This window comes from Micromonospora sp. NPDC050187 (assembly GCF_044459745.1).
Lineage (GTDB): Bacteria > Actinomycetota > Actinomycetes > Mycobacteriales > Micromonosporaceae > Micromonospora.
In genome coordinates this window covers 213,674-234,234 of the sequence record NZ_JBITJH010000004.1, presented here as the reverse complement: position 1 = coordinate 234,234, position 20,561 = coordinate 213,674, and the positions used below count along the sequence as shown (strand labels likewise).

Here is a 20,561-nt window from a genome sequence, read left to right as displayed (position 1 = left end):
ATCTTGATCGATGAATAGCCCGTTTCGGGCGACCACACCACCACTGGGAGGTTCCGTGAACCGGACCGACACGCGGCGCAGACGACGCCGCGGTCTCCTGCTCGCGATCGGGTCCGCGCTCGGCGCGGTCACGCTCGCCCTCGGCATGGGTGCCACCGCCTACGCCGACACGCTCTTCTCCGACGACTTCGCCGACGGCAACTCCTCCGGCTGGACCCCCTCCGGCGGGAGCTGGTCGGTGGCCTCGCAGACCTACCGGCAGACCGGCACCAGCAGCGACGCCCGGTCGCTGGCCGGCACGTCGAGCTGGACCGACTACTCGGTGCAGGCCACGGTGAAGCCCACCGCGTTCAACGGCAGCAACCGCTTCGTCGCGCTGCTGGCCCGGGCGCAGAGCAGCACCAGCTACTACTACCTGGCGCTGCGCAGCAACAACACCGTCGAGCTGAAGAGCCTGGCCGGTGGCTCGTCCACCACCCTGGACACCGCCAGCGTCCCGGTCTCCGCCGGCACCACCTACACCCTGCGGCTCGACGTGGCCGGCAGCTCCCTCAAGGGGTACGTCAACGGCAACCTGCTCACCGAGGCGTCGGACAGCCGGTACGCCAGCGGCCGGATCGGCCTGGCGACCTTCTACTCCAGCGCCGAGTTCGACACCGTGCAGGTCACCTCGGGCGGGGGCACCCCGAGCCCGACGCCCACCACGCCGACCCCCGGCCCGACCGGCAACCCGGGCACGAACGTCGCCGACGGCTGGGCGTCGGTGGACGCCTGGGGCCAGAACGGCACCACCGGTGGGGCCGGCGGCCCGACCGTCACGGTGACCAGCGCCAGCCAGTTCATCACCGAGGCGGCCTCGGCCGGACCGAAGATCATCCAGGTCAACGGGATGATCGCCCTCCCCGGCCCGATGCACGAGGTCACCTCGGACAAGACCATCGTCGGCGTCGGGGCGAACTCCGGCTTCACCGGCGGCGGTCTCAACATCGGCCTGCCGATCGACAACGCGATCACCTCGCCGCCGGCCAACGCCGTGCACAACGTGATCGTCCGGAACCTGAACTTCCGGAACTGGGCGGACGACGCGATCAACGTGCAGATGTTCTCCCACCACATCTGGATCGACCACAACACCTGGACCACCGGGGCCGACGGCGGCGTCGACGTCAAGCGGGGCTCGTCGTACGTGACGATCTCCTACAACCACGCCGACGGCACCGACAAGAACATGCTGCTCGGCCACGACGACGGCAACGCCGCCCAGGACGTCGGCCGGCTCAAGGTCACCTACCACCACAATTTCTTCGACAACACCAACCAGCGCAACCCCCGGGTCCGCTTCGGCGACCAGGTGCACATCTACAACAACTACTACCTGAACACCGGCAACTACGGCGTCGCCTCCACCGAGGACGCCGGGGTCATCGTCGAGGGCAACCACTTCGAGAACGTCGACGACCCGTACCACCTGGGCGAGGGCTCCTCCGGCGACGGGCGACTGGTCGCCCGGAACAACTGCCTGGTCAACTCCGGCTCCGGCCAGACCGGTGGCAGCGTCGGCAACCCGCCGTACCAGTACACCGTCGGCACGGCCTGCGACCAGAAGGCCGTGGTCACCGCCCAGGCCGGCGTGGGCAGGGTCGGGCTGCCCGGCACCCCGCCCACCACCACCCCGCCGACCACTCCCCCGGCGACCACTCCTCCGGCCACCACGCCGCCGCCGACCAACCCGCCCACCGGTGACCTGGTCGGCTGGGCCACCCAGAACGGCGGGACCACCGGCGGGGCCGGCGGCCAGACGGTGACGGTCACCAGCGGCCAGGCCCTGGCCGACGCGCTGGAGTCGTCGTCCCCGCTGATCATCCGGGTGCAGGGCTCGCTCACCATGCCGGACACGATGAACGACGTCCGGTCGAACAAGACCGTGCTCGGGGTCGGCAACGCCGTCGTCGACAACGGTTTCAACGTCAGCGGAGCCCGCAACGTCATCATCCGCAACCTCACCTTCCGGGGCTGGGACGACGACGCGATCAACGTCCAGGGCTCGACGAACGTCTGGGTCGACCACAACACCTTCGACGGCGGCTACGACGGCGCGGTCGACGTGAAGCGGGAGTCCGACTTCGTCACCGTCTCGTGGAACCGGGTCATGAACCACACCAAGAGCATGCTGCTCGGCCACGACGACGGGCACACCGCCGACCGGGGCCACCTGCGGGTGACCTACCACCACAACTGGTTCGACGGGAGCAAGGAGCGCCACCCCCGGGTGCGCTTCGGCGACCCGGTGCACGTGTTCAACAACTACTACAACGGCGCGGACTACGGCGTCGCCTCCACCATGGGGGCCGGCGTGCTGGTCGAGGGGAACTACTTCGAGAACGTGACCCGGCCGACCGCCGTGGGCTACGCCGACTCGGGCCCGGGTGACCTGGTCCAGCGCAACAACCACTTCGTCAACTCCGGCACGCCGGAGAGCGCCGGAGACGTCGCGGCCATCCCGTACCCGTACGCCGTGGAGAACGCCACCGGGGTCAAGGCGTCGGTCACGGCCGGCGCGGGCGCCGGACGGATCACCGTCTGAGGTGACGGTGGGGTGGTGTCTCCCGTCCCCCACCCCACCACCGGGGTCACCGGCGAGTCGCTCGCCGGTGACCCCGGTCGTCGCGCGCCTGGGTCCCGGAGACGGAGAACGCGCACGACCCCCGGGCAGTCTGCGGTTCGGCAGATCGGGCACCGTCCGTCAGGTTCGGGTCGGTGGTCGCGGAGGATCGCTCGGGCGGTGAGGACCAGCCGGTGGCGGATCCGGGCCAGAGACAGGAACGGCGCGGTCGTCCCCGTCCCGGGCAGCCCCCAGGGCGGCCTGCACCAGCAGGGCCCCGCACAGGGACAGGTCGGCCGGGTCGCCGAACTCGCTCACCAGCGGGGCGATGCGGTACGCGGCGGCCAGTGCCACCGACTTCGCCACCCGCGCCCGCCCCGGGCGGCCATGTCATCGACGGCTGCCTCGATGCGGGCCAGGCGACAGTGGCCCCCTTCGCCCCGGTCTCCAGATCGTGAAGGTGGCTCTTGCCTCGGTGGGCGAGCTGACCCAGCGCACGCAGGGACAGACCATGAGCGGTACGGAGAGCTCGCAGGTGCGCGCCGAAGCGCGGATCGACGTGCGACATGACGCTGCTCCCAGGTAGCGGACTGGGCGGCGGCTCCGCCGGCCTCTACCCCGACGGGTCGCCACATCGGACGCCACACCCGCACCACCTGACACGTAACGCCACGCGCTGCCCTCGCACTGGGTCACACGGGCCTTGAGCATGCCGGATGCGGACCGTGACGCCGGCTGTCACCACGGCTGGTGTGCCAGTCATCCACTTTTGCCGAATTGGGCGCGGTCAGCGTGTTCGGATCTCCCAGACCGGCTGCTGGGGCTCGTCGTTGTGCACGATGATATCGACGTGATCGGTCGGGCGAACCGTAGAGAAGTAGAACTGTTGGGAGGGGATGTAACGCTCGCGCCAGCGCCGTTCGACTTCGGCCCGAGCTAACACCTCTCGCTCTCGGATGACAGCACGATCCACGGTCTTCTCAAGTGCGGTCGACACGAAGATACGCAGATCCCACCGATCAATCAGTTCCGGGCGCATGAGGAAAACGCCGTCGAAGACCAGCACGGCATCGGCAGGGGCAGTCGTGACCCGCGGGGACAGCGCAGTATCCGTTGTCCGGTCGTAGACCGCGTGTTGAAAGCGTCGATCTCCGCCTGGGCCGAGCGGATCGAGCAGAACCCGGTTCAGCGCGCCGTAGTCGTGGGTGTCGAAGTAGCAGCCTTCGGCCGAGTACTCGCCGCGCGGATAGCGCTGTGCCCGTGGAAAGAGGAAATCGTCGATCGTCGCGCGGATGACGTCGCGGCCCTGTGTGCGCAAGACGACGGCCAGCTCGTCGGCGAGCGTGGTCTTGCCTGTGGCGGGCGGTCCGTCGATGGCAACCCGCGTCGGGTGTGCGACTGTGACGGACCCGACTGCCTCAGCCAGACGGCCGAGCACCTCGTCGCGGGTGCCTTGGTCCATGTCCTACCCCGTCCTAGTCTCGCGAAGGTCGCCGTGCCGACCTTATGCGCGCCAGCCTTACGTCTCGGACGGAAGCGCGCCGTCAGGGAGTCACGTCCGCTCCGCCCCGGGACCCTTCCGCCGGGGCCCTGGCGTCGTGCCCGGGGAGAGACTCGCCCGGTGTACTACTTGCCGAGTGGCTCGACGTACCGTCCGTCGGAGTGCAGGGCGCTGCGGGCCGCGAACCCGCCGTAGGCGTACTCGACGGTCACCCGGGCGGTGTGCGCACCGACGGGGAACTCCATCTGTTCCTTGGTGAACCAGCGCCGTTCCTCGTCCATCACCTGACCGTCGAGCCGCACCACGATCCTGCCCGTCATGGTGCTGTGCTCGACCTCGATGTCCCGTTGCTGACCGTCGACGTCGACCCGCCAGACGTTGTGGGCTTCACTGATGGCTTCTCCCGTGCCGTTCCGTGATCGTCTGCTCCTCCCGGCCGGTGCCGGCCACACGTCACGCCGGACCCGTCGCGGCCGCGCCGTCACCGCCCCCGTGGATGACGTCGGGTCGACAGCTCCCGGCACGACACCGCCGACACGGGCTCGCCACGCACGGTCAGGGCGATGCGCATGGTGGGTGATCGGCTATAAGTGACCCATGGATTTCCCTTCGTACCTGGGCACGATGCCGATGCACGCGATCACGGAGATCCACGGCGAGCCCGGTCTGCTGGAGCGGTTCCGGCTGGAGATCGCCACCTTCGACGACGAGGCGCGGCGACGCCTGACCGAGGCGCTCGACCTCGCCGCCGACCTGCACCGCGACGACCGGCGGGTGCGCGAACCGTACCTGAACCACCTGCTGCGGGTGGCGATCCGGATGATGCACCACTACCAGGTCCGCGACGTCGACGTGATCGTGGCGGGCCTGCTGCACGACGCCGTGGAGGACCACCCCGTCGACCTGGCCGGTGCCGTCCCCGAGGACACGGACCCGGTACCGGCCGCGCTCGCCGTGCTCGCCGAGCGGTTCGGCCACCGGGTCGCCGGGCTGGTCGCGGCGGTCACCAACCCGACCTGGGACCCGGACCGCGACCGCCACGTGCAGTACCGGGAGCACGTGGCGGCCAGCCTCGACCGCAACCCGTGGGCGCGGGTCATCAAGATCTCCGACTTCACCGACAACGGCGTCGGCGTGATCCACACGACCGGGCCGAAGGTGCTCTCGTCGGCCCGCAAGTACCGCCCGCTGGTCCCGATCCTGCGGGAACTGGTCGCCCGGCCGGACACGCCACTCACGCCCGAGGTCAAGGAGCACATCTTCGCCCAGCTCGACCTGGCCGAGGAGCGCTTCCGGGCGATCCTCGACGACCCCGCCCACACCCACTGACCGACACGTGGGTGGGGACGGCGGATCGCCCCGCCCGGCACGGATGCGGGTCCGTTCAGCTCGGGACGTCACGGCGGCGGAAACCGGCCGCCCCGGCGGCCAGCAGCAGCACCGCCACCCCGGTCAGCACGGCCAGCGGCAGCACGGCCAGGTCGGCCGCCGGCAGGGCCGGCACATGGGTGTACGGGGAGAGGTCGAGCATCGCCTGCGGCAGGTCCAGCACCGCGCCGAGCTGCCCGAGCAGCAGGAACACGGTCAACGTGGCCCAGGACAGCGGCACCGCCGCACGGGGCAGCAGCCCGAAGAACAGCACCACCACCCCGGCCAGCACCAGCAACGCCGGCGTCCGGACCAGCGCCGCACCGGTCAACTCGGTGACCCGACCGGCCGGGTCACCGGCGACCGTGGCGTACCCGAGCCCGGTGGTGATCCCGGCCAGGAGCATCAGGCCGACCGCGCCGAGCAGCGCGGTGGCCAGGTGACCGACCAGCCAGCGGGGTCGGCTGACGGCGGTCGCCAGCAGCGCCTCCAGCGTCCCGTCGGTCTCCTCGGTGCGGGTGCGCAACACTGCCTGGACCACGTACGCGCCGATCGTCAACGCGAAGATGCCGATCATCGCGGTCAGGTACGCGTCGACGAGGTTCGCCCCGCCGCCGAGTTGGCTGATCGCCTCGGCCGCCGCCGCGTTCTCGCCGATCATGTTCTCGACCTCGTCGGCGGCGAGCCCCATGCCGAAGCCGAGCACCGCGACCCCGACCGCCCAGCCGAGCAGGGCCGCGCGCTGCAACCGCCACGCCAGGCCGACCGTGCTGAGCAGCCCCCGGGGCGCCCGGGCCGGGCCACGCCGGGTGGCGAGCAGGCCGGCCCCGAGGTCCCGCCGGTTCGTCAGCAGGTACGCGGCCACGGCCGCCGCGACCAGCAGGGCGGCGGGCAGAAGGAGCACCCACCACCGCTCTCCGCCGTACGGGCGGACCTGGGTGGCCCAGCCGAGCGGGGAGAGCCAGGCGGGCCAGGCGCTGACCACGCGCAGCCCGTCCGGGGTGGCGTCGCCGAACACGTCACCGGCGGCGCGGAGCACGAACGCCACCCCGACGGCTGCCGCAGCCAGGGCATTCGCGCCCCGGGATGTGCCGGAGAGCTGGGCGGTCACCGCGGCGACCGCTGCGAAGGAGATCCCGACGGTGGCGATCGCGCCGCCGGTGGCGACCGACCCGCCGAGCGGCAGGTCCGCGCCGACCAGGGCGAGGGCGACCAGCGCGGCGGTGAGCAGGTTGGCGGCGACGGTGACCAGCAGGGCGGCGGTGAGCGGGGCGTACCGGCCGAGCACGGACGCGCCGAGCAGCTCGGACCGCCCGGTCTCCTCGTTCTGCCGGGTGTGCCGGACCACGGTGAAGGTGCTCAGCAACGCGGTGAGCACGGCGAGGGTCAGATACGACTCGGCGAAGACCACCGAGCCCATGGAGGGTCCGGCGACCGGCCCGTTGAACGCACGGGCGACCAGGCTGGCCGCCGCCGTCGTGGCGTACGTGATCCGGTCCCGTTCCCCGGCGTAGATGCCGGCGACGCTGGCAGCCAGCGCGGCGGTCAGCAGTGGCGTGCCGAGCACCCAGAAGGCCAGCCGGACCCGGTCGCGGCGCAGCACGAGCCGGACCAGGCGGCCGGTGCCGGTGAGGGTGCTCACCGCTGCCCCGCCGGCACGGTCGCGGCGGGGATGACCCGGTCGCCGTAGTGGGCCAGGAACAGTTCCTCCAGGGTGGGCGGCACGCTGGTCAGCGACCGCACGCCGAACCGGACCAGGTGGCCGAGCAGGTCGTCCAGGTGGGCGGGATCGACCTCCAGGTGGAGCCGGTTGTCGGCCTCGCCGACGAGCTGGGTCCCGGCGAGGCGGTCCAGCCCGGTCACCGGCCGCGCGGTCTCGACGGTGACCGACAGGCGGGTGAGGTGGCGCAGTTCGGCGAGGGTGCCGGACTCGACGGTGCGGCCCTCGCGGATGATGCTGACCCGGTCGCAGAGCGCCTCGACCTCGGCGAGCACGTGGCTGGAGAGCAGCACGGTGCCGCCGTCACGCCGGATCCGCCGGACCTCGTCCTGGAACACCGCCTCCATCAGCGGATCCAGGCCGGAGGTCGGCTCGTCGAGCACGTACAGCTCGACGTCGGCGGAGAACGCCGCGACGATCGCCACCTTCTGCCGGTTGCCCTTGGAGTAGGTGCGGCACCTCTTCGTCGGATCGAGGTCGAACCGCTGGAGCAGTTCGTCGCGCCGTCGCCGGTCGAGCCCGCCGCGCAGGGCCCCGAGCAGGTCGATCGCCTCGCCGCCGGAGAGGTTCGGCCAGAGGTTGACATCACCGGGGACGTAGGCGAGGCGGCGGTGCAGCGCCACCGCGTCGCGCCAGGGGTCGCCGTCGAGCAGCCGCACCTCCCCGGAGTCCCACCGCAGCAGGCCGAGCAGGACGCGGATGGTGGTGGACTTGCCGGAGCCGTTCGGACCGAGGAACCCGTGCACCTCCCCCGCCTCGACGCGCAGGTCGAGCCCGTCCAGGGCCCGCGTGCTGCCGAAGGTCTTGACCAGGTCGTTGACCGAGATGACGGCCATGACGCCTCCTGTCGCTCATGAGCCGAACAGTGCACACTGTACTGACCGATGGTCAGCGTATCCACCCGCCGCCACCATGCATCGGTCAGCCGCCGCTACGCTGACGGCCGTGGAACACGAGGAGTCGGTCGACACCCGGGGCAGGATCCTGCGCACCGCGCTGGACCTGTTCTCCGCACGCGGCTACCAGCGGACCTCGCTGCGCGAGATCGCCGAGCGGCTCGGGCTGACCAAGGCGGCCATCCTCTACCACTTCCCCACCAAGCAGGACCTGCTCGCGGCCCTGGTCGAACCCCTCATGACCGACCTGGAGGCACTTCTGGCGACCGCCGGCGGGCTGCCGCCGGAACGGGATCGCTGGGCCCTGATCGAGGGGTTCGTGGACACCATGCTCGCGCACCGCCGACCGCTGGGCATGCTCTTCCACGACATGGCGCTGGTCGCCTCCGGGCCGACGTACCAGCGACTGGTGCAGTTCGCGCTGCGGGCGAACGAGATCATCGCCGGACCGACCGGCGACCGACGCGACCGGATCCGGGCCAGCCAGGTGATCGCGATGTGCTCCGACCCGGTGGTCTTCTTCCTGGACGTCCCCCCGGCCGTGCTGCGCGCCGACATGCTCGACGGGGTGCACCGGCTGCTGGACGGCCCGCCCGCCCCCGAGGTGCCGGCCGCGCCCCGCCGACCCGGCCGGCCCCGGGCGATGAGCAGCGGTCAGATCGCCACCGCCCGTCGGATGCACACGACCGGCAGGCACTCGGTCGAGGAGATCGCCGCCACCCTGGGGGTCTCCCGGGCCACCGTCTACCGGCACCTGGGCGGCGAATAGTGATCCACTTTGTGCGACAGTTCTGAGACAGTTATGAGATGCCGGCGAACGGCATCGGCTCCACCGTGTAGTGGATGGTCTGCGCGACGATCCAGCCGTCCTCGACGAGGAAGGAGTCGGCGCCGTCGAGAACCTGGAAGCCGGTGGCCTCGGCCGTCCACTCAAGGAAGCCGACCCGCCCCTCGACCAGCACGTTCGTGTAGGTGTAGCGGGCGTCCGGCAGCTCCTCGGCCAGCCACCGGGCCAGGGTGCGGGCACCGTCGCGCCCCCGGAACACGCCCCGCCGCTCCAGCACCACACAGTGCGGCGCGACGTTGCGCTCGATGTCCTCGGCGAACCGCCCCTCGGCGGCGAGGCGCAGGTGCTCGTCGAGCACCTCGTGCGCGGTGCGCGCCCGGAGATCCACGGTCATGGCACCATCATCGCGGCTCGCTCCGGCCGGCACGGCGGTTTCCGGCGCTTCGGCCACCCCGACCGGAAACCGGTGCGGCCGACGGTCGGCTGACCCGTCGGCAGCCGGATACGGCCCGCCGGCCGGGCCGAACCGTCAGGTGTCGTCGTGGTCGAGGAGGGGCCGCAACTGGTCGAGCAGCTGCGCCCGGCTGACGTTGCGCGGCAGGTCGAGCTTCAGGTCGATCCCCGGGCCCCGGACCGTCAGCAGCACCGAGGGGCTCGGGTCGCGCAGGCGCCAGTTACAAATCGCCGCGACGAGGTCGCTCCAGTGCGGTTGCAGCGTGGCCAGCGTGGCGAGGTTCGCGACCACACTGACGCCCTCGATCGCGAACGTCAGGGCGGAGACGTCACGGACGCCCTCGTACGGCAGGTCCACCTCCTCGAAGACCTCCGCCGGCAGCAACAGCCTGACGCTCGTCATGCATCTCACCTTTCACCAACGCGGCTATCCTGGCCTGTAGTTCGGGATCCAGCGGACGCAGCGACGTCGACGTGATGTCGCCGAAGAAGTGCCCCTGCACGTGATGGATGCCGAGATCGTAAAGCTGCTTGAGCGTCACCGGGGCCTCGTCGTCGAAGCCCTCGACGATGACGGGGCGGGCGCTCGGCGCGTGCCCCAGGTCGCACGCGTAACGGGCCACCTGGACCACCAGTTCCAGCTCCCGCACCGCCAGGGGATGGTGCAGGACGGCCCGGTCCACCTTGATCTGGGTCAACGGCAGTTCCGCCATCCGCGCCAGCGACGAGTAACCGACGCCGAAGTCGTCCACCGCGAAGTTGATGCGCAGTTCGCGGGCGAGGCTGGTCAGCCGGCGGTGGAAGTACGCCAGGGGTTTCTGCGGCCACCGCTCGCCCGGTCCGGGCTGGATCGCGTCCTGTTCGGAGATCTCCAGGGTGACGATCCGGGGCGTCAGGTTGGCCTCGGTGAGGGCGCTGTCCACCTGGGTGATGTAGGAGTCGCTCAACAGCGAGCGCACGGCGACGTTGATGGAGAGCGGCCTCGTGCCCTGCACGGCCGATGCCGCGTCCGCCTCGGCGTACGACCGGATCGCGTTCGCCAGCAGGAGCGCGTCCCGCTCGATGATGAAGCGGTCACCCCACTCGTGGGCCATCTGCAACGCGGCGACCGGCGCGCGGGCCTCGTCCGCCCGGCGTCGGGCGAGCGCCTCGTAGCTGTGGATGCTGACCCCGGACGGTCGCAGGTCGAGTTCCACGACCGGCTGGAACACCATGGTCATCGCGCCGATCAGCTTCTGGTAGAGGCTGAAGGCGTGCTGGTAGAGCGTCATCGGCAGCCGGCCGAAGGTGCTGCGCAGCGCGGTCATCACCTGCATCTCGGCCTGGAGCGGATCGTCGAGCGGGTCGGACTCCCAGATGGAGCGCAACATGACCGCCAGGGGCTCGCCCATGTCCAGCAGGGCGAGCGCCGGGTCCACCACGATCAGCCGGACGGTCCGGTCGTCCTCGTGGGGCAGGGGCACGCAGAGCAGCCGACGTCCCGTGTCGTTGGTGACGATCTGCCCGGGGATGGCGTTCGGCGAGTGCGCGGCGTCGGCGGCGGTGAGTTCCAGCAGGGGCCGCAGCTCCTCCTTGTTGAACCGGTCCGTCGAGCTGACCACGCGGATCACCTCGCCGGACAGGTCGACCACCGCGACCGATCCCGCGTCCAGGGCGTACCGGATGATCTCGACACGCTCGGCGGAGTCGGTCTGGTGCGACCGGCGCCCGAGCCGGGCGTCGGTGCGGAAGACCCGACCGAGCATCTGGGTGATCGAGCTGGCGTGGTCGTCGAGTGGGTTCTTGCACGGCCGGGTGGCCCCCGGGTTGGCCGGGGCGCCCAGGGACCGACGGTCGTGTCGGGAGACCGGCGGCTGGACCAACGCCGTGGTCGGCCCCCAGGTGCCCAGCAGCGGAACGGGCTCCGGCTGGAGCGCCTGCTCCATGACGAAGTTGACCATCTGCATGAAGGACACCCGGCCGCTGTCACCCGCCTCACCCCGCAGGGCGCGCAGCAGGTGGTGAGTCAGGAGTCCGTGCCGGTGCTCCTCGCTCTCCCGGGCGGGCGCGCCCGTCGGGCAGGCGAGCAGGGCGCTGTGCCGGTCGACCGGCCGGCGGTACGCCTGCATCGCCTCGACGTGCCGCAGGTGCGAGTCCTTGTAGAGACCGGCGTGGCAACAGTCCAGGATGAGGAAGGAACTGCCCTCGAACACGTCGAAGACGTCCCGCTTGAGGAACGTCATGCGCAGCCCGTTGTCCGGCTCGTGGCGCAACGCCTCCGCGTCGAGGTCCGCGGTGACGAGGTACGCGTCCAGCTGACTGCTCCACTCCGGCACGAGCGTGTGCCCGGCGAAGTAGACGAGCAGCACGTCGGAGGGGGTCGAGTCGAGCGCCAGTTCCCGCAGCCGGGCCTTGATGTCGCGCCACCTGGCGTCCCCGCCGGTGTAGAGGGTGACGTCACCGTCGTCGAAGGTGCCGATCTGCCCGTCGAGCAGCACGCCACAGACCGCTTCGGCGTCGCTCTCCGCATACCGCAGGGCGGGCAGTTGGACGTCGTATCCGCACTGGTTGACCCCGATCACGACAGCCCAACGCCTGCTCGGCGCCATCCAGCACCCCCACGGCTCCACCGTTACGAGAAGGAATCAGAACAGGGCAGGCGGTCACGGTATCGGATCGTCGAGGGACCGCCCCCTGTTCGACGAGTCGGATACCCGTCAGGTGGAGGAGAGCGCAGGTGGAGGAGAGCGCATGGAAGCAAAGCGCGGGGGAGATCCTGCCGTCAGCAGACGCGATGGAAGGCGAACGGCCGGCGGGGCGTCGACGGTCCGCGTCGGGGAGCGCCGGCCGACAACCGGTCACCGGCGGCCGGTGACCGCGTCCGTCCCGCGGCCGGCACTCCCCCTCCCCCGCGACCTGGTGCGGATCGCCGGGGCTTCCCTTCGGTTCGGCCCCGTGTCCGAACGGAAGGGGTCAGGCGGTGGCGCGCAGCGGAGCGAGCGCCTTGCTCCAGGCGACGACCTCGTCGAGGAGGGTGTTCACCGCAGGGAGGTTGTAGTCGCCCGGCTTGAAGACGCTGAAGTTCTCGAACTCGGTCATCAGCGAGAGCACGACCTGCTGGCGGACGTCGGCCATCTTGAGCTCACCGGCGATCAGCCGCAGGTGCTCCACGGCGCGGGCACCGCCGGCCGAGCCGTACGAGACGAAGCCGACGGCCTTGTTGTTCCACTCGGCGAAGAGGTAGTCGATGGCGTTCTTCAGCACGCCGGAGGTGCTGTGGTTGTACTCCGGCGTCACGATCACGAAGCCGTCGAACGAGGCGATCTTCGCAGCCCACCGCTTGGTGTGCTCCTGCTGGTACTGGCCGAACGACGCCGGGATCGCCTCGTCCAGGTGCGGCAGCGGGTAGTCGGCCAGGTCGACCAGCTCGAACTCGGCGTCGTCCCGGCGCGAGGCGATGTCGAACACCCACTTGGCGACCTGCTCCCCGTTACGGCCGGGGCGGGTGCTGCCGATGATGATCCCGATGCGGGTCATGAGGAAGTCTCCTGCACACTCGTGGCGGCCGGCCGGAACCGACCTCGTATTTGCCGCGTCAAGCAAACAGGGTGGTACTTGCTTTGTCAAGCAAGTAGGATGGGGCACGTGACGACCGAGGAGCCGCCCCGGGAGGGCCCGCTGACCGCCGACGAGGAGGCCTTCCTTCGCGCCTTCGCGCGGACGATCATCACGGTCCCCCGGGCCCTCGACGCGGACCTGCTGCGGGAACAGGGCATGTCGATGAGCGAGTACACCGCGCTCCGGCTGCTCTCCGAGGCACCCGACCGACGGCTGCGGATGAACGACCTGGCCGTCGCCGGTGCCCTGTCGCTCAGCGGGATGAGCCGGATCGTCGACCGCCTCGAGGGTCAGGGCCTGGTCCGCCGGCAACGCTGCCCGAACGACCGGCGCGGCTACCACGCGGTCCTCACCGACGCCGGCCTCGACCGGCTGCGTCAGGCCTGGCCGGCCCATCTGACGAGCGTACGGCGGCACGTCTTCGACCATCTGCGCACCGCGGACCTGTCCGCGTTCACCGCCGCCCTCCAGCGCTTCGCGGAGGACGTCCCGTGCCCTGAGACAGGGTGCCCGGACGGCGGGGCCGACCGCGCCGGCGGGACGGGTCAGACCCGGTAGAGGCCCCGGTACCGGCGGATCAGCCGCCACTGGAGCACCACGGCGGCCACGGTCAACAGGACCATCACCAGGGTCGCCGCCGCCGCGTAGCCGTACCGGAGGTACTCGAAGGCGTTGCGGTAGACGAAGAGCGACAGGTAGGTGGTGGCGTACGGGGGCGGGCCGCCGTCGGTCACCACGAACGCGGGGACGAAGGAGAACTGGAGACTGCCGATCGCGTCCCGGATCAGCAGCAGCGCCAGCACCGGAGCCATCAGCGGCAGCGTGATCCGGCGGAACACGTCCCAGCCGGTGGCGTCCTCGATGGCCGCCATCTCGTACACGTCGGCGGGGAGCGCCCGACGGGCGGCGAGCAGCACCACGAAGGTCTCCCCGATGGTGAACAGACTCATCAGGATGATCGCCGCCCGCGCGTCGGTCGGGTCGGTGAGCCACTGGGGCGGGGTCCGGCCGAAGACGGTCAGCCCGTTCTCGCCACCGAGCCGGAGCACCTGGTTGATCGGGCCGTAGAGCGGATTGAGCAGCCAGAGCCAGAGCAGCCCGTACGCGATCTCCGGCACCGCCGTGGGCAGCACGGCCGCGGTGCGGGCCGAGCCGACGGCCGGGCCGCGCCGGTGCAGCAGCAGCGCCAGGCCCAGCGCCAGCAGCAGCCGCAACGGCACCGCCACCAGGGCGAAGACCAGCGAGTTGGTCAGCGAGACCCGGAACACCGGGTCGTCGAGCAGCTCGGTGAAGTTGTCCCACCCGACGAAGCGCGGCGCGCGCAGCAGGTCGTACTCGGTGAACGCGAGGACCAGGGTGACCGCCGCGGGCAGCAGCACCAGGCCGACCAGACCGACCAGGTACGGCGCCAGCATCAGCCGCAACTGCCGACGGGAGCGGGTGTCGGGGGTCACGCCGGGTCGACCCGTCTGCCGGAGGTGGCGTCGAAGATGTGCACGTCCGGCCACGACACGGTGACCCGGACGGCGGCGCCGGACGCGGGCCGGCGGGCCGCCGGGACGCGGGCCACCACCGGGTGTCCGCCCGGCACGGTCAGGTACGCGTAGGCGTCCTCACCGATCACCTCCACCCGGTCGACCACCGCCGCGCCACCGTCGCCGGTCGACGTCGGATCGGCCAGGCCGACCGCTTCGGGACGGAAGCCGAGCCGGGTGTCGCCGCCCGCTCCCGGCGGCGGGTCGCCGACCGGGGTGAGCGCGTCGGCGGGCAGCAGGTTCATCGCCGGGGAGCCGACGAACCGGGCCACGAACACGCTCGCCGGGCGACGCCAGATCTCGTCCGGGGTGCCCACCTGCTCGACCCGGCCGTCGCGGAGCACCGCGATCCGGTCGGCGAGCACCAGCGCCTCGGTCTGGTCGTGGGTGACGTGCACCATGGTCGCGCCGAGCCGGTCGTGCAGGGCCCGCAGCTCGGCCCGCATCTCCACCCGCAGCGCCTGGTCGAGATTGGACAGCGGCTCGTCGAGCAGGAACACGTCCGGTTCCCGGACCAGGGCGCGGGCCAGCGCCACCCGCTGCCGTTCCCCGCCGGAGAGCTGCCCGGGGCGGCGACCGAGCAGGTCGGCACAGCCCACCGTCTCGGCCGCCGCCCGCGCCCGTTCCCGCGCGCGGGCCCGGGGCACGTCGCGCACCTCGAGACCGAAGGCGATGTTCTCCGCGACCGTCAGGTGCGGGAAGAGGGCGTACGACTGGAACACCATGGAGACGTTGCGCCGCCCCGGTCGCAGGGCGGTGACGTCCCGGCCGGCGATCGACACCCGCCCGCCGGTCACCGGTTCCAGTCCGGCCACCACCCGCAGCACCGTGGACTTGCCCGCGCCGGAGGGGCCGAGCACCACCAGCAGTTCCCCGCGCGCCACCGCCAGGTCGACGGCGTGCAGCACCTCCGTGCCCCGGTACGCGGCCGAGACGCCGGCCAGGGCGACACCCGCCGCGCTCACCCGTGCTCGCCCCGGGCGAAGATCGGCCGGGTGTCGGCGTCGAGCTGGCGGATCACGTCGTCGAGGCGGTCGCCCCGGAACATGGCGTTCTCCAGGATGCCGTAGCTGACGTCCTCGATCTCCGGCCAGGTGGAGACGGTGGGCAGGGCCCGGACGGTGGGGATGGCGTCCAGGAAGACCTTCGCGTTGCGCGGCGGCTGCGTCGGGTCGAGGAACGCCGGCGAGTTGGCCACCTCGACGTGCGAGGGGACGGTACGCCCGGTCGCCGCGATGATCCGCTGTCCCTCCTCGGCGATGGCGAACTCCAGGAAGCGCCACGCGGCGGCCTTGTTCTTCGCGCCGGTCGGCATGCAGTACGCGTCGGAGTGCAGCACGCCGACCGACTTTCCGTATACCGGCAGCGGGGCGACATCCCACTCGAAGCCGGTGACGGTGCGGAAGTTCGTGGTGGCCCGTCGGGAGGTCATCAGCATGGCGAGCCGCCCGTTGGCGAAGCGGGACTCGTCGTCCTCGGCCTCCACCTCCTCGTCGGTGGGCGTCACGCCGTACGCCTGGCGCAGGTCGACCAGGTTCTTCAGCGCCTCCCGGGCGGCCGGGCCCTCCAGGGTCAGCCGGGTCGGCTTCGCCGGGTCGTCGACGATCTCGCCGCCGGCCGACCACACGAACGGGGCGAGCCGGATGATCGACGGTTCGACGCCGAGCCCGTGCACCGCCGGCCGCAGGGCCGCTCCCTCGCTCTCGGTGCCCTTGATCACCGCGCCGTTGGCGGCGCGGGTCATCATGGTGGCGGTCTGCACCATGTCGTTCCAGGTCCAGCCCGCCTTCGGTTCGGGCACGCCGTACTTCGTGAACAGCGTCCGGTTGTAGTAGACGGCCAGGCTGGAGACGTTCTGCGGCAGGCAGAGCTGCTTGCCGTCCCACGTGAAGGCGTCCATCGCCACCGGGTAGTAGTCGGCCGGGTCGAGCTCTTGCGAAGCGGCGATCCGCTCGTCGAGCGGTTCGATCACGCCCTTGGCGGCGAACTGGCCGTAGAAGCGGTAGTTCATCAGGAACAGGTCCGGCGGCGCACCACCGGCGACCGAGGTCGACAGCCGGGCCAGCAGGTCCTTCCGGTCGCTGGCCTCGATGAGCTGCACCCGCGAGCCCGGCCGCGCCTTCTCGTACGCCCCGATCAGGGTGCGGTAGGCGGCGAGTTCCTCCGGCGCGCCGAAGACCAGCAGTCGCACCGGCCCGCCGTCGGACGAGTCGGAGCCGGAGCCACACCCGGTGGCGAGCAGCAGGGTGGACAGCAGCAGCGCGAGCAGCGCCTTCGGTCGCATCATCGTCCGTTCCGGTCGGGGGTGTGCAGGAAACGCCGCTGGGCGAGGACGAACACCACCAGCGCCGGCACCGTGGCGACGACCGCGCCGGCCAGGAAGACCGGGAAGTTCGTCGGGTCCAGCACCGACAGCGAGCGCAGCGCCAGCGGCAGGGTGAACAGGTCGCGGTCGTAGACGTAGACCAGCGGATCCAGGAAGTTGGACCAGGTGAGCACGAAGGTCAGCGCGGTCAGGCCGGCGGTCACCGGGCGGACCAGCGGCAACGCGACCCGCCACCAGGTCCGTACCGGGCTCAGGTCCTCCACCAGGCAGGCGTCGTACAACTCCGCCGGCAGCGCCCGGAACGCCAGGTAGTAGACCAGGACGTAGAGCGGCGAGGTGCCCACGAGCGCCGGGGCGACCAGCGGGACCAGGGTGTCGGTGAGCCCGAGCACCCGGAAGATCGCGAAGCGGGGCACCAGCAGCGCGGTCGCCGGCACCATCAGCGCCACCAGGGACGCGACGACCACGGCACCGGTGGTACGCGGGGCGAGCCGGGCCATCGCGAACCCGGCCAGCGAGGCCACCAGCACGCTCAGCGGCACGGCGACCACCGCGACCAGGACGGAGTTGAGCGAGGCCCGCAGTAACCCGCCCAGCTCGACGGCCTGCTCGTAGCCGACCGTGGCGAGCGGGTCCGGCACCAGCTGGGGCGTGGGCGACGGGGGCAGGCCGGGCTGGGTCAGCGAGCCCGAGACCAGCAGCACCAGCGGCGGCACGAAGACCAGGAGAACGAAGGCCGCGCCGAGGGTGCGCCAGACGCGCAGCGCACCCTCGGGCAACGGTGAGGGGCCGCGTCCGCGGCCCCTCACCCGGTTGTCACCGATGATCGTCCACCGCCTAGCGGAGGGTGAGCTGCCAGGCGCCGAGCCCGTGCGAGGCGGCGTAGAGGATCCGCTTGCCGGGCACGACGGTCAGCCCGGCGACCTCCACGTTCGGCATGCCGGCGGCGGCGGGGGTCCAGCTCGTGCCGCCCCGGGCCAGCCGCAGCACACCGAAGTCGGTGGACGCGTACAGGTCGCCGGTCACGTCGTCGCGGACCAGGTCGGTGGCCGGCTGGTCGCCGAAGTCGTACGACCGGTCCGCCCAGGTGGCCCCGGAACCGGCCACGGTCACCTCGAACAGGTGCCCCGGGGTGCCCGGGGTGTTCGAACCGAAGCCGCTGTAGGAGATCCACATCCGGTTCGGGTTCGCCGGGTCGACGTGGATGCTGGTGACGAAGCGGTTCGGGGTGTTGGTCGTGTCGATCCTGGTCCAGGTCACCGCCGACGCCGGCTCGGCGTCCACGTTGTGGCTGACGAACACCCGGCCGGTGCTGGTGGCCGCGTACGCGGTCGACGAGTTGCCGGCGACCCGCTCGACCACCGAGACCGCGCCGCCGGCCCGGTCGCCCCAGGCGGCGTCGGTGAGCCGGGTGGCGCCCAGCTCCGCCCAGTCACCGCACTGCGCCTCGTACGTGCCGGTCCAGGTGTTGCAGATCCGGTTCGCCTCCTCGACGGTCCGGTCGCCCAGGCCGAAGGTCTTGGTGCGGTAGACCGTGCGCCCGGTGCCGGCGAACATGGTGCCGCTGACCTTCGGGTCGCTGATCACCGGGGCGTAGAAGAGCGTGCCCGGGTGGCCGAAGATCGGGTCGGAGACCGAGATCCAGCTACCGGTGTCCCCGCCCGCGAAATTCACCTCGGGGGTGGCGTCGTAGAAGGTGTGGAACCGGAACTCGGGCTTGCCGACGTCGAAGCCGGAGGCGCCACCGTCACCGATCATCGTGTTGACCCACTGCTTGCGCTGGCCCTTGTTCTCCCAGGTGCCGTTGTCCTGGGTGCCGCCCTGCAACAGGGTGTGGTCGTGCGGGCTCACCGAGAGGCTGATGTACTGCAACGTCGTCATGCCCTTGTTGATCCCCTCGATCTTCGTGGGAATCCGGGAGAGCATCTGCTGGCAGCGGCCCTTCTGCGCGTCGGTGACCAGGCCACGGTCCGGGTTGTCGCACCACGCCGAGCGGTCCACGAACTGGCCGCTGGAACGCACCAGGCCGCCGTCGCCGGCCTCGAAGAACTGGTACGGGTTGCGCGGATTGGTGACGAGCGCGTGCTGGTCGGGGTGCATGCCGTTGGGGTGCAGCTCGTCGGTGCCGTCGTAGGTCATGTCGGTGCCGCTGACCCCGGCGTCGGTGGAGAGGACCACCGCCCGCTTGTTCGCCACGGTCTCGCCGTAGACGTACGACCCGCCGGTGTAGACGATGTCCGGGTGCCCCTTGGGGGTGTGCACGAACACGTCGTACCAGCACTGGCCGGTGCACTGGTTGTAGGTGGCGTAGCCCGGGTCGGCCGGGTTGGAGCTGGTCAGGTCGGTGAAGGTCGGCGTCGCGCCGGCCACGTCGTCGCTGCGGAACAGCCGCGAGTACGGGTTGCCGATGTTGCCCTCGTAGACGTACATCCGGGTCTTGCCGTTCGGCAGCGCGGTGACGTCGATCGCGGCGCGCGTCTGGAAGACGGCCCGGTTCAGCGACTCCTTGATCTGCGTCCAGGTGGTGCCGCCGTCCGGCGAGCGCCAGACGCCCCGGGCGTACGAGGAGGCGTAGACGACCTGCGGGTCACGCGGGTCGAGCTTGACGTAGCGGACCCCGCGCGGCGAGCAGGCGGTGGTGTTGTTGTACTCGGCGGCGTTGCCGGTGCACTCGGTGGCGTTGGCCGAGCCGTTGTGCAGGAACGTCCACCGCTTGCCGCCGTCGGTGGACTTGTAGAGGCCCCACTTGGCGGCGTCCGGCACCGGACGGGTCACCCCGGTGCAGCAGGAGCTGGACATGCCGCGCAGCGCGGTGGTGGTGGCGACGTAGAGGGTCTTCGGGTCGCCCGGCTTGATGGTGATCTCGCCGATGCCCTTGCCGGCGAGGGAGTCCTTGCCGAGCGGGCCCTGCCAGGTGAGACCCCCGTTGGTGGACTTGTACAGGCCGACGCCCGCGACGCAGCCGGAGGCGCAGGTGTTCGCCTCGCCGGTACCGACGTAGACGGTCAGACCGGTCGGGTCGTTGCGGTCGATGACGACCGCGCCGGCGGCGTTGATGCCGAGCGGGCCGCCGAGGTAGATCCAGTTGGGTTGGGGGGCGAGGATGTTCAGCGTGCCCCACACGCCGCCGCCGGCCGGGGTGGCGTACGCCCGGCACAGCAGCGGCTTGCAGTCCGGGGCGATGTCGATGGAGGTGACCCGGCCACCGGCGACGTACTCGTTCGGCACGTAGTTCCACGCGTTGCGGAACTCGGTGAACGGGTAGAGCGCCTCGCTGGGGCCGATGTTGGTCCACCGGCTGGTCGGACCGCCCCGCGCCGCGCCGCCGCGCCGCTCGGCCCGGGCGTACGCGTCCCGCGAGCGGTCCATCTGGGCGACGGTGATCCCGGCGGCCGGGTAGGCCCGCTCCAGGAACTCCTGCTGGGCGGCGTACCCGGGGCCTTCGGGCGCCATGCCGGTGTTGCCCGGCACGGACTGGTGCAGTCGCTGGAGGTGGGCGCCCAACCGGCCGGGCATCTCCCCACCGACCGGAGCGGCCGCCGGTGCGACCTCGGCGCCGGCGAGGTGGATGCCCGCGGCGCCGGTCGTGGCTACCAGGGCCGCGACCGCGAGTCCTACGAAGAGGTGGCGACGTCTGCGCTTCACGAGGGGTCCCTCCTGCCGCCCGGGTCCGGCGCCGGATTGGCGACCGCCACTGGCAGCGTCCGGTGTGGAGGATCTCAGAGCGGATCTCGGCAGACAATCCCCCGGCCGGTGGCCCTGCCCCGGCGGTCCGT

Annotated in this window: 17 protein-coding genes and 1 pseudogene; 4 read left to right on the top strand and 14 right to left on the bottom strand. The window is 71.3% G+C overall.

The window, feature by feature from the left end; all coding sequences use genetic code 11:
- Nucleotides 1-55 precede the first annotated feature (55 nt).
- Nucleotides 56-2,584, top strand: coding sequence for a polysaccharide lyase family 1 protein (locus ACIBJE_RS08935; RefSeq protein WP_396745201.1), 2,529 nt, complete (start codon nt 56-58; stop codon nt 2,582-2,584).
- A gap of 439 nt (nt 2,585-3,023) precedes the next feature.
- Here ACIBJE_RS08935 and ACIBJE_RS08930 read toward each other — a convergent pair.
- The 3 genes and pseudogenes from ACIBJE_RS08930 to ACIBJE_RS08920 all read right to left on the bottom strand — a co-directional run.
- A pseudogene (locus ACIBJE_RS08930) lies at nt 3,024-3,170 on the bottom strand (helix-turn-helix domain-containing protein); the annotation flags it as partial.
- A gap of 219 nt (nt 3,171-3,389) precedes the next feature.
- Nucleotides 3,390-4,064 (bottom strand): cytidylate kinase family protein, encoded by a 675-nt coding sequence (locus tag ACIBJE_RS08925; protein ID WP_396745198.1) that lies wholly within the window; start codon nt 4,062-4,064, stop codon nt 3,390-3,392.
- 164 nt (nt 4,065-4,228) lie between these two features.
- Nucleotides 4,229-4,423, bottom strand: a complete 195-nt coding sequence (locus ACIBJE_RS08920) for a hypothetical protein (protein ID WP_396745195.1) — start codon at nt 4,421-4,423, stop codon at nt 4,229-4,231.
- A gap of 277 nt (nt 4,424-4,700) precedes the next feature.
- Between ACIBJE_RS08920 and ACIBJE_RS08915 the strand changes: the two genes are divergently transcribed.
- Nucleotides 4,701-5,432 (top strand): HD domain-containing protein, encoded by a 732-nt coding sequence (locus ACIBJE_RS08915; protein WP_396745192.1) that lies wholly within the window; start codon nt 4,701-4,703, stop codon nt 5,430-5,432.
- 55 nt (nt 5,433-5,487) lie between these two features.
- On the opposite strand, the gene ACIBJE_RS08910 is transcribed toward ACIBJE_RS08915, so the two are convergent.
- Entirely contained in the window at nt 5,488-7,113 is a 1,626-nt protein-coding gene (locus tag ACIBJE_RS08910) for an ABC transporter permease (RefSeq protein WP_396745189.1), read from the bottom strand.
- On the bottom strand, nt 7,110-8,027 hold the full coding sequence (locus tag ACIBJE_RS08905; RefSeq protein WP_396745186.1) for an ATP-binding cassette domain-containing protein: 918 nt from the start codon (nt 8,025-8,027) through the stop codon (nt 7,110-7,112). Before ACIBJE_RS08905 ends, ACIBJE_RS08910 begins: the two co-directional genes overlap by 4 nt.
- Nucleotides 8,028-8,136: 109 nt before the next feature.
- On the opposite strand from ACIBJE_RS08905, the gene ACIBJE_RS08900 reads away from it, so the two are divergent.
- Complete coding sequence (locus ACIBJE_RS08900) at nt 8,137-8,856, top strand: TetR family transcriptional regulator (protein WP_396745183.1); 720 nt, start codon at nt 8,137-8,139, stop codon at nt 8,854-8,856.
- Nucleotides 8,857-8,887: 31 nt separating this feature from the next.
- Here ACIBJE_RS08900 and ACIBJE_RS08895 read toward each other — a convergent pair whose 3' ends face one another.
- The 4 genes from ACIBJE_RS08895 to ACIBJE_RS08880 all read right to left on the bottom strand — a co-directional run bounded on the left by ACIBJE_RS08895 (nt 8,888) and on the right by ACIBJE_RS08880 (nt 12,843).
- On the bottom strand, nt 8,888-9,268 hold the full coding sequence (locus ACIBJE_RS08895; protein ID WP_396745180.1) for a nuclear transport factor 2 family protein: 381 nt from the start codon (nt 9,266-9,268) through the stop codon (nt 8,888-8,890).
- A gap of 135 nt (nt 9,269-9,403) precedes the next feature.
- The gene (locus tag ACIBJE_RS08890) at nt 9,404-9,730 is read right to left on the bottom strand and encodes a hypothetical protein (RefSeq protein WP_396745177.1); all 327 of its coding nucleotides are present in this window, start codon (nt 9,728-9,730) and stop codon (nt 9,404-9,406) included.
- Nucleotides 9,657-11,915 carry an EAL domain-containing protein gene (locus tag ACIBJE_RS08885; RefSeq protein WP_396745174.1) on the bottom strand — a complete coding sequence of 753 codons (2,259 nt, stop codon included), beginning with the start codon at nt 11,913-11,915 and terminating at the stop codon, nt 9,657-9,659. Before ACIBJE_RS08885 ends, ACIBJE_RS08890 begins: the two co-directional genes overlap by 74 nt.
- Before the next feature lie 364 nt (nt 11,916-12,279).
- Nucleotides 12,280-12,843 (bottom strand): NADPH-dependent FMN reductase, encoded by a 564-nt coding sequence (locus tag ACIBJE_RS08880; protein WP_396745171.1) that lies wholly within the window; start codon nt 12,841-12,843, stop codon nt 12,280-12,282.
- A 108-nt stretch (nt 12,844-12,951) separates the two neighbouring features.
- On the opposite strand from ACIBJE_RS08880, the gene ACIBJE_RS08875 reads away from it, so the two are divergent.
- Entirely contained in the window at nt 12,952-13,482 is a 531-nt protein-coding gene (locus tag ACIBJE_RS08875; RefSeq protein WP_396745168.1) for a MarR family winged helix-turn-helix transcriptional regulator, read from the top strand.
- On the opposite strand, the gene ACIBJE_RS08870 is transcribed toward ACIBJE_RS08875, so the two are convergent.
- Genes ACIBJE_RS08870 through ACIBJE_RS08850 form a run of 5 tightly spaced genes read right to left on the bottom strand, consistent with a single transcriptional unit; the run spans nt 13,470 to nt 20,430 of the window.
- Complete coding sequence (locus tag ACIBJE_RS08870; protein ID WP_396745609.1) at nt 13,470-14,339, bottom strand: carbohydrate ABC transporter permease; 870 nt, start codon at nt 14,337-14,339, stop codon at nt 13,470-13,472. The genes ACIBJE_RS08875 and ACIBJE_RS08870 overlap by 13 nt on opposite strands.
- A gap of 35 nt (nt 14,340-14,374) precedes the next feature.
- Nucleotides 14,375-15,424 carry an ABC transporter ATP-binding protein gene (locus ACIBJE_RS08865; protein WP_396745165.1) on the bottom strand — a complete coding sequence of 350 codons (1,050 nt, stop codon included), beginning with the start codon at nt 15,422-15,424 and terminating at the stop codon, nt 14,375-14,377.
- Entirely contained in the window at nt 15,421-16,746 is a 1,326-nt protein-coding gene (locus tag ACIBJE_RS08860) for an ABC transporter substrate-binding protein (RefSeq protein WP_396745162.1), read from the bottom strand. The genes ACIBJE_RS08865 and ACIBJE_RS08860 overlap by 4 nt, the downstream gene beginning before the upstream one ends.
- Nucleotides 16,743-17,594 (bottom strand): carbohydrate ABC transporter permease, encoded by an 852-nt coding sequence (locus ACIBJE_RS08855; RefSeq protein WP_088984622.1) that lies wholly within the window; start codon nt 17,592-17,594, stop codon nt 16,743-16,745. Before ACIBJE_RS08855 ends, ACIBJE_RS08860 begins: the two co-directional genes overlap by 4 nt.
- Before the next feature lie 28 nt (nt 17,595-17,622).
- A complete protein-coding gene (locus tag ACIBJE_RS08850) occupies nt 17,623-20,430 on the bottom strand; it encodes an exo-alpha-sialidase (RefSeq protein ID WP_396745159.1) in 2,808 nt (935 codons plus the stop codon).
- Between the last annotated feature and the right edge of the window lie 131 nt (nt 20,431-20,561).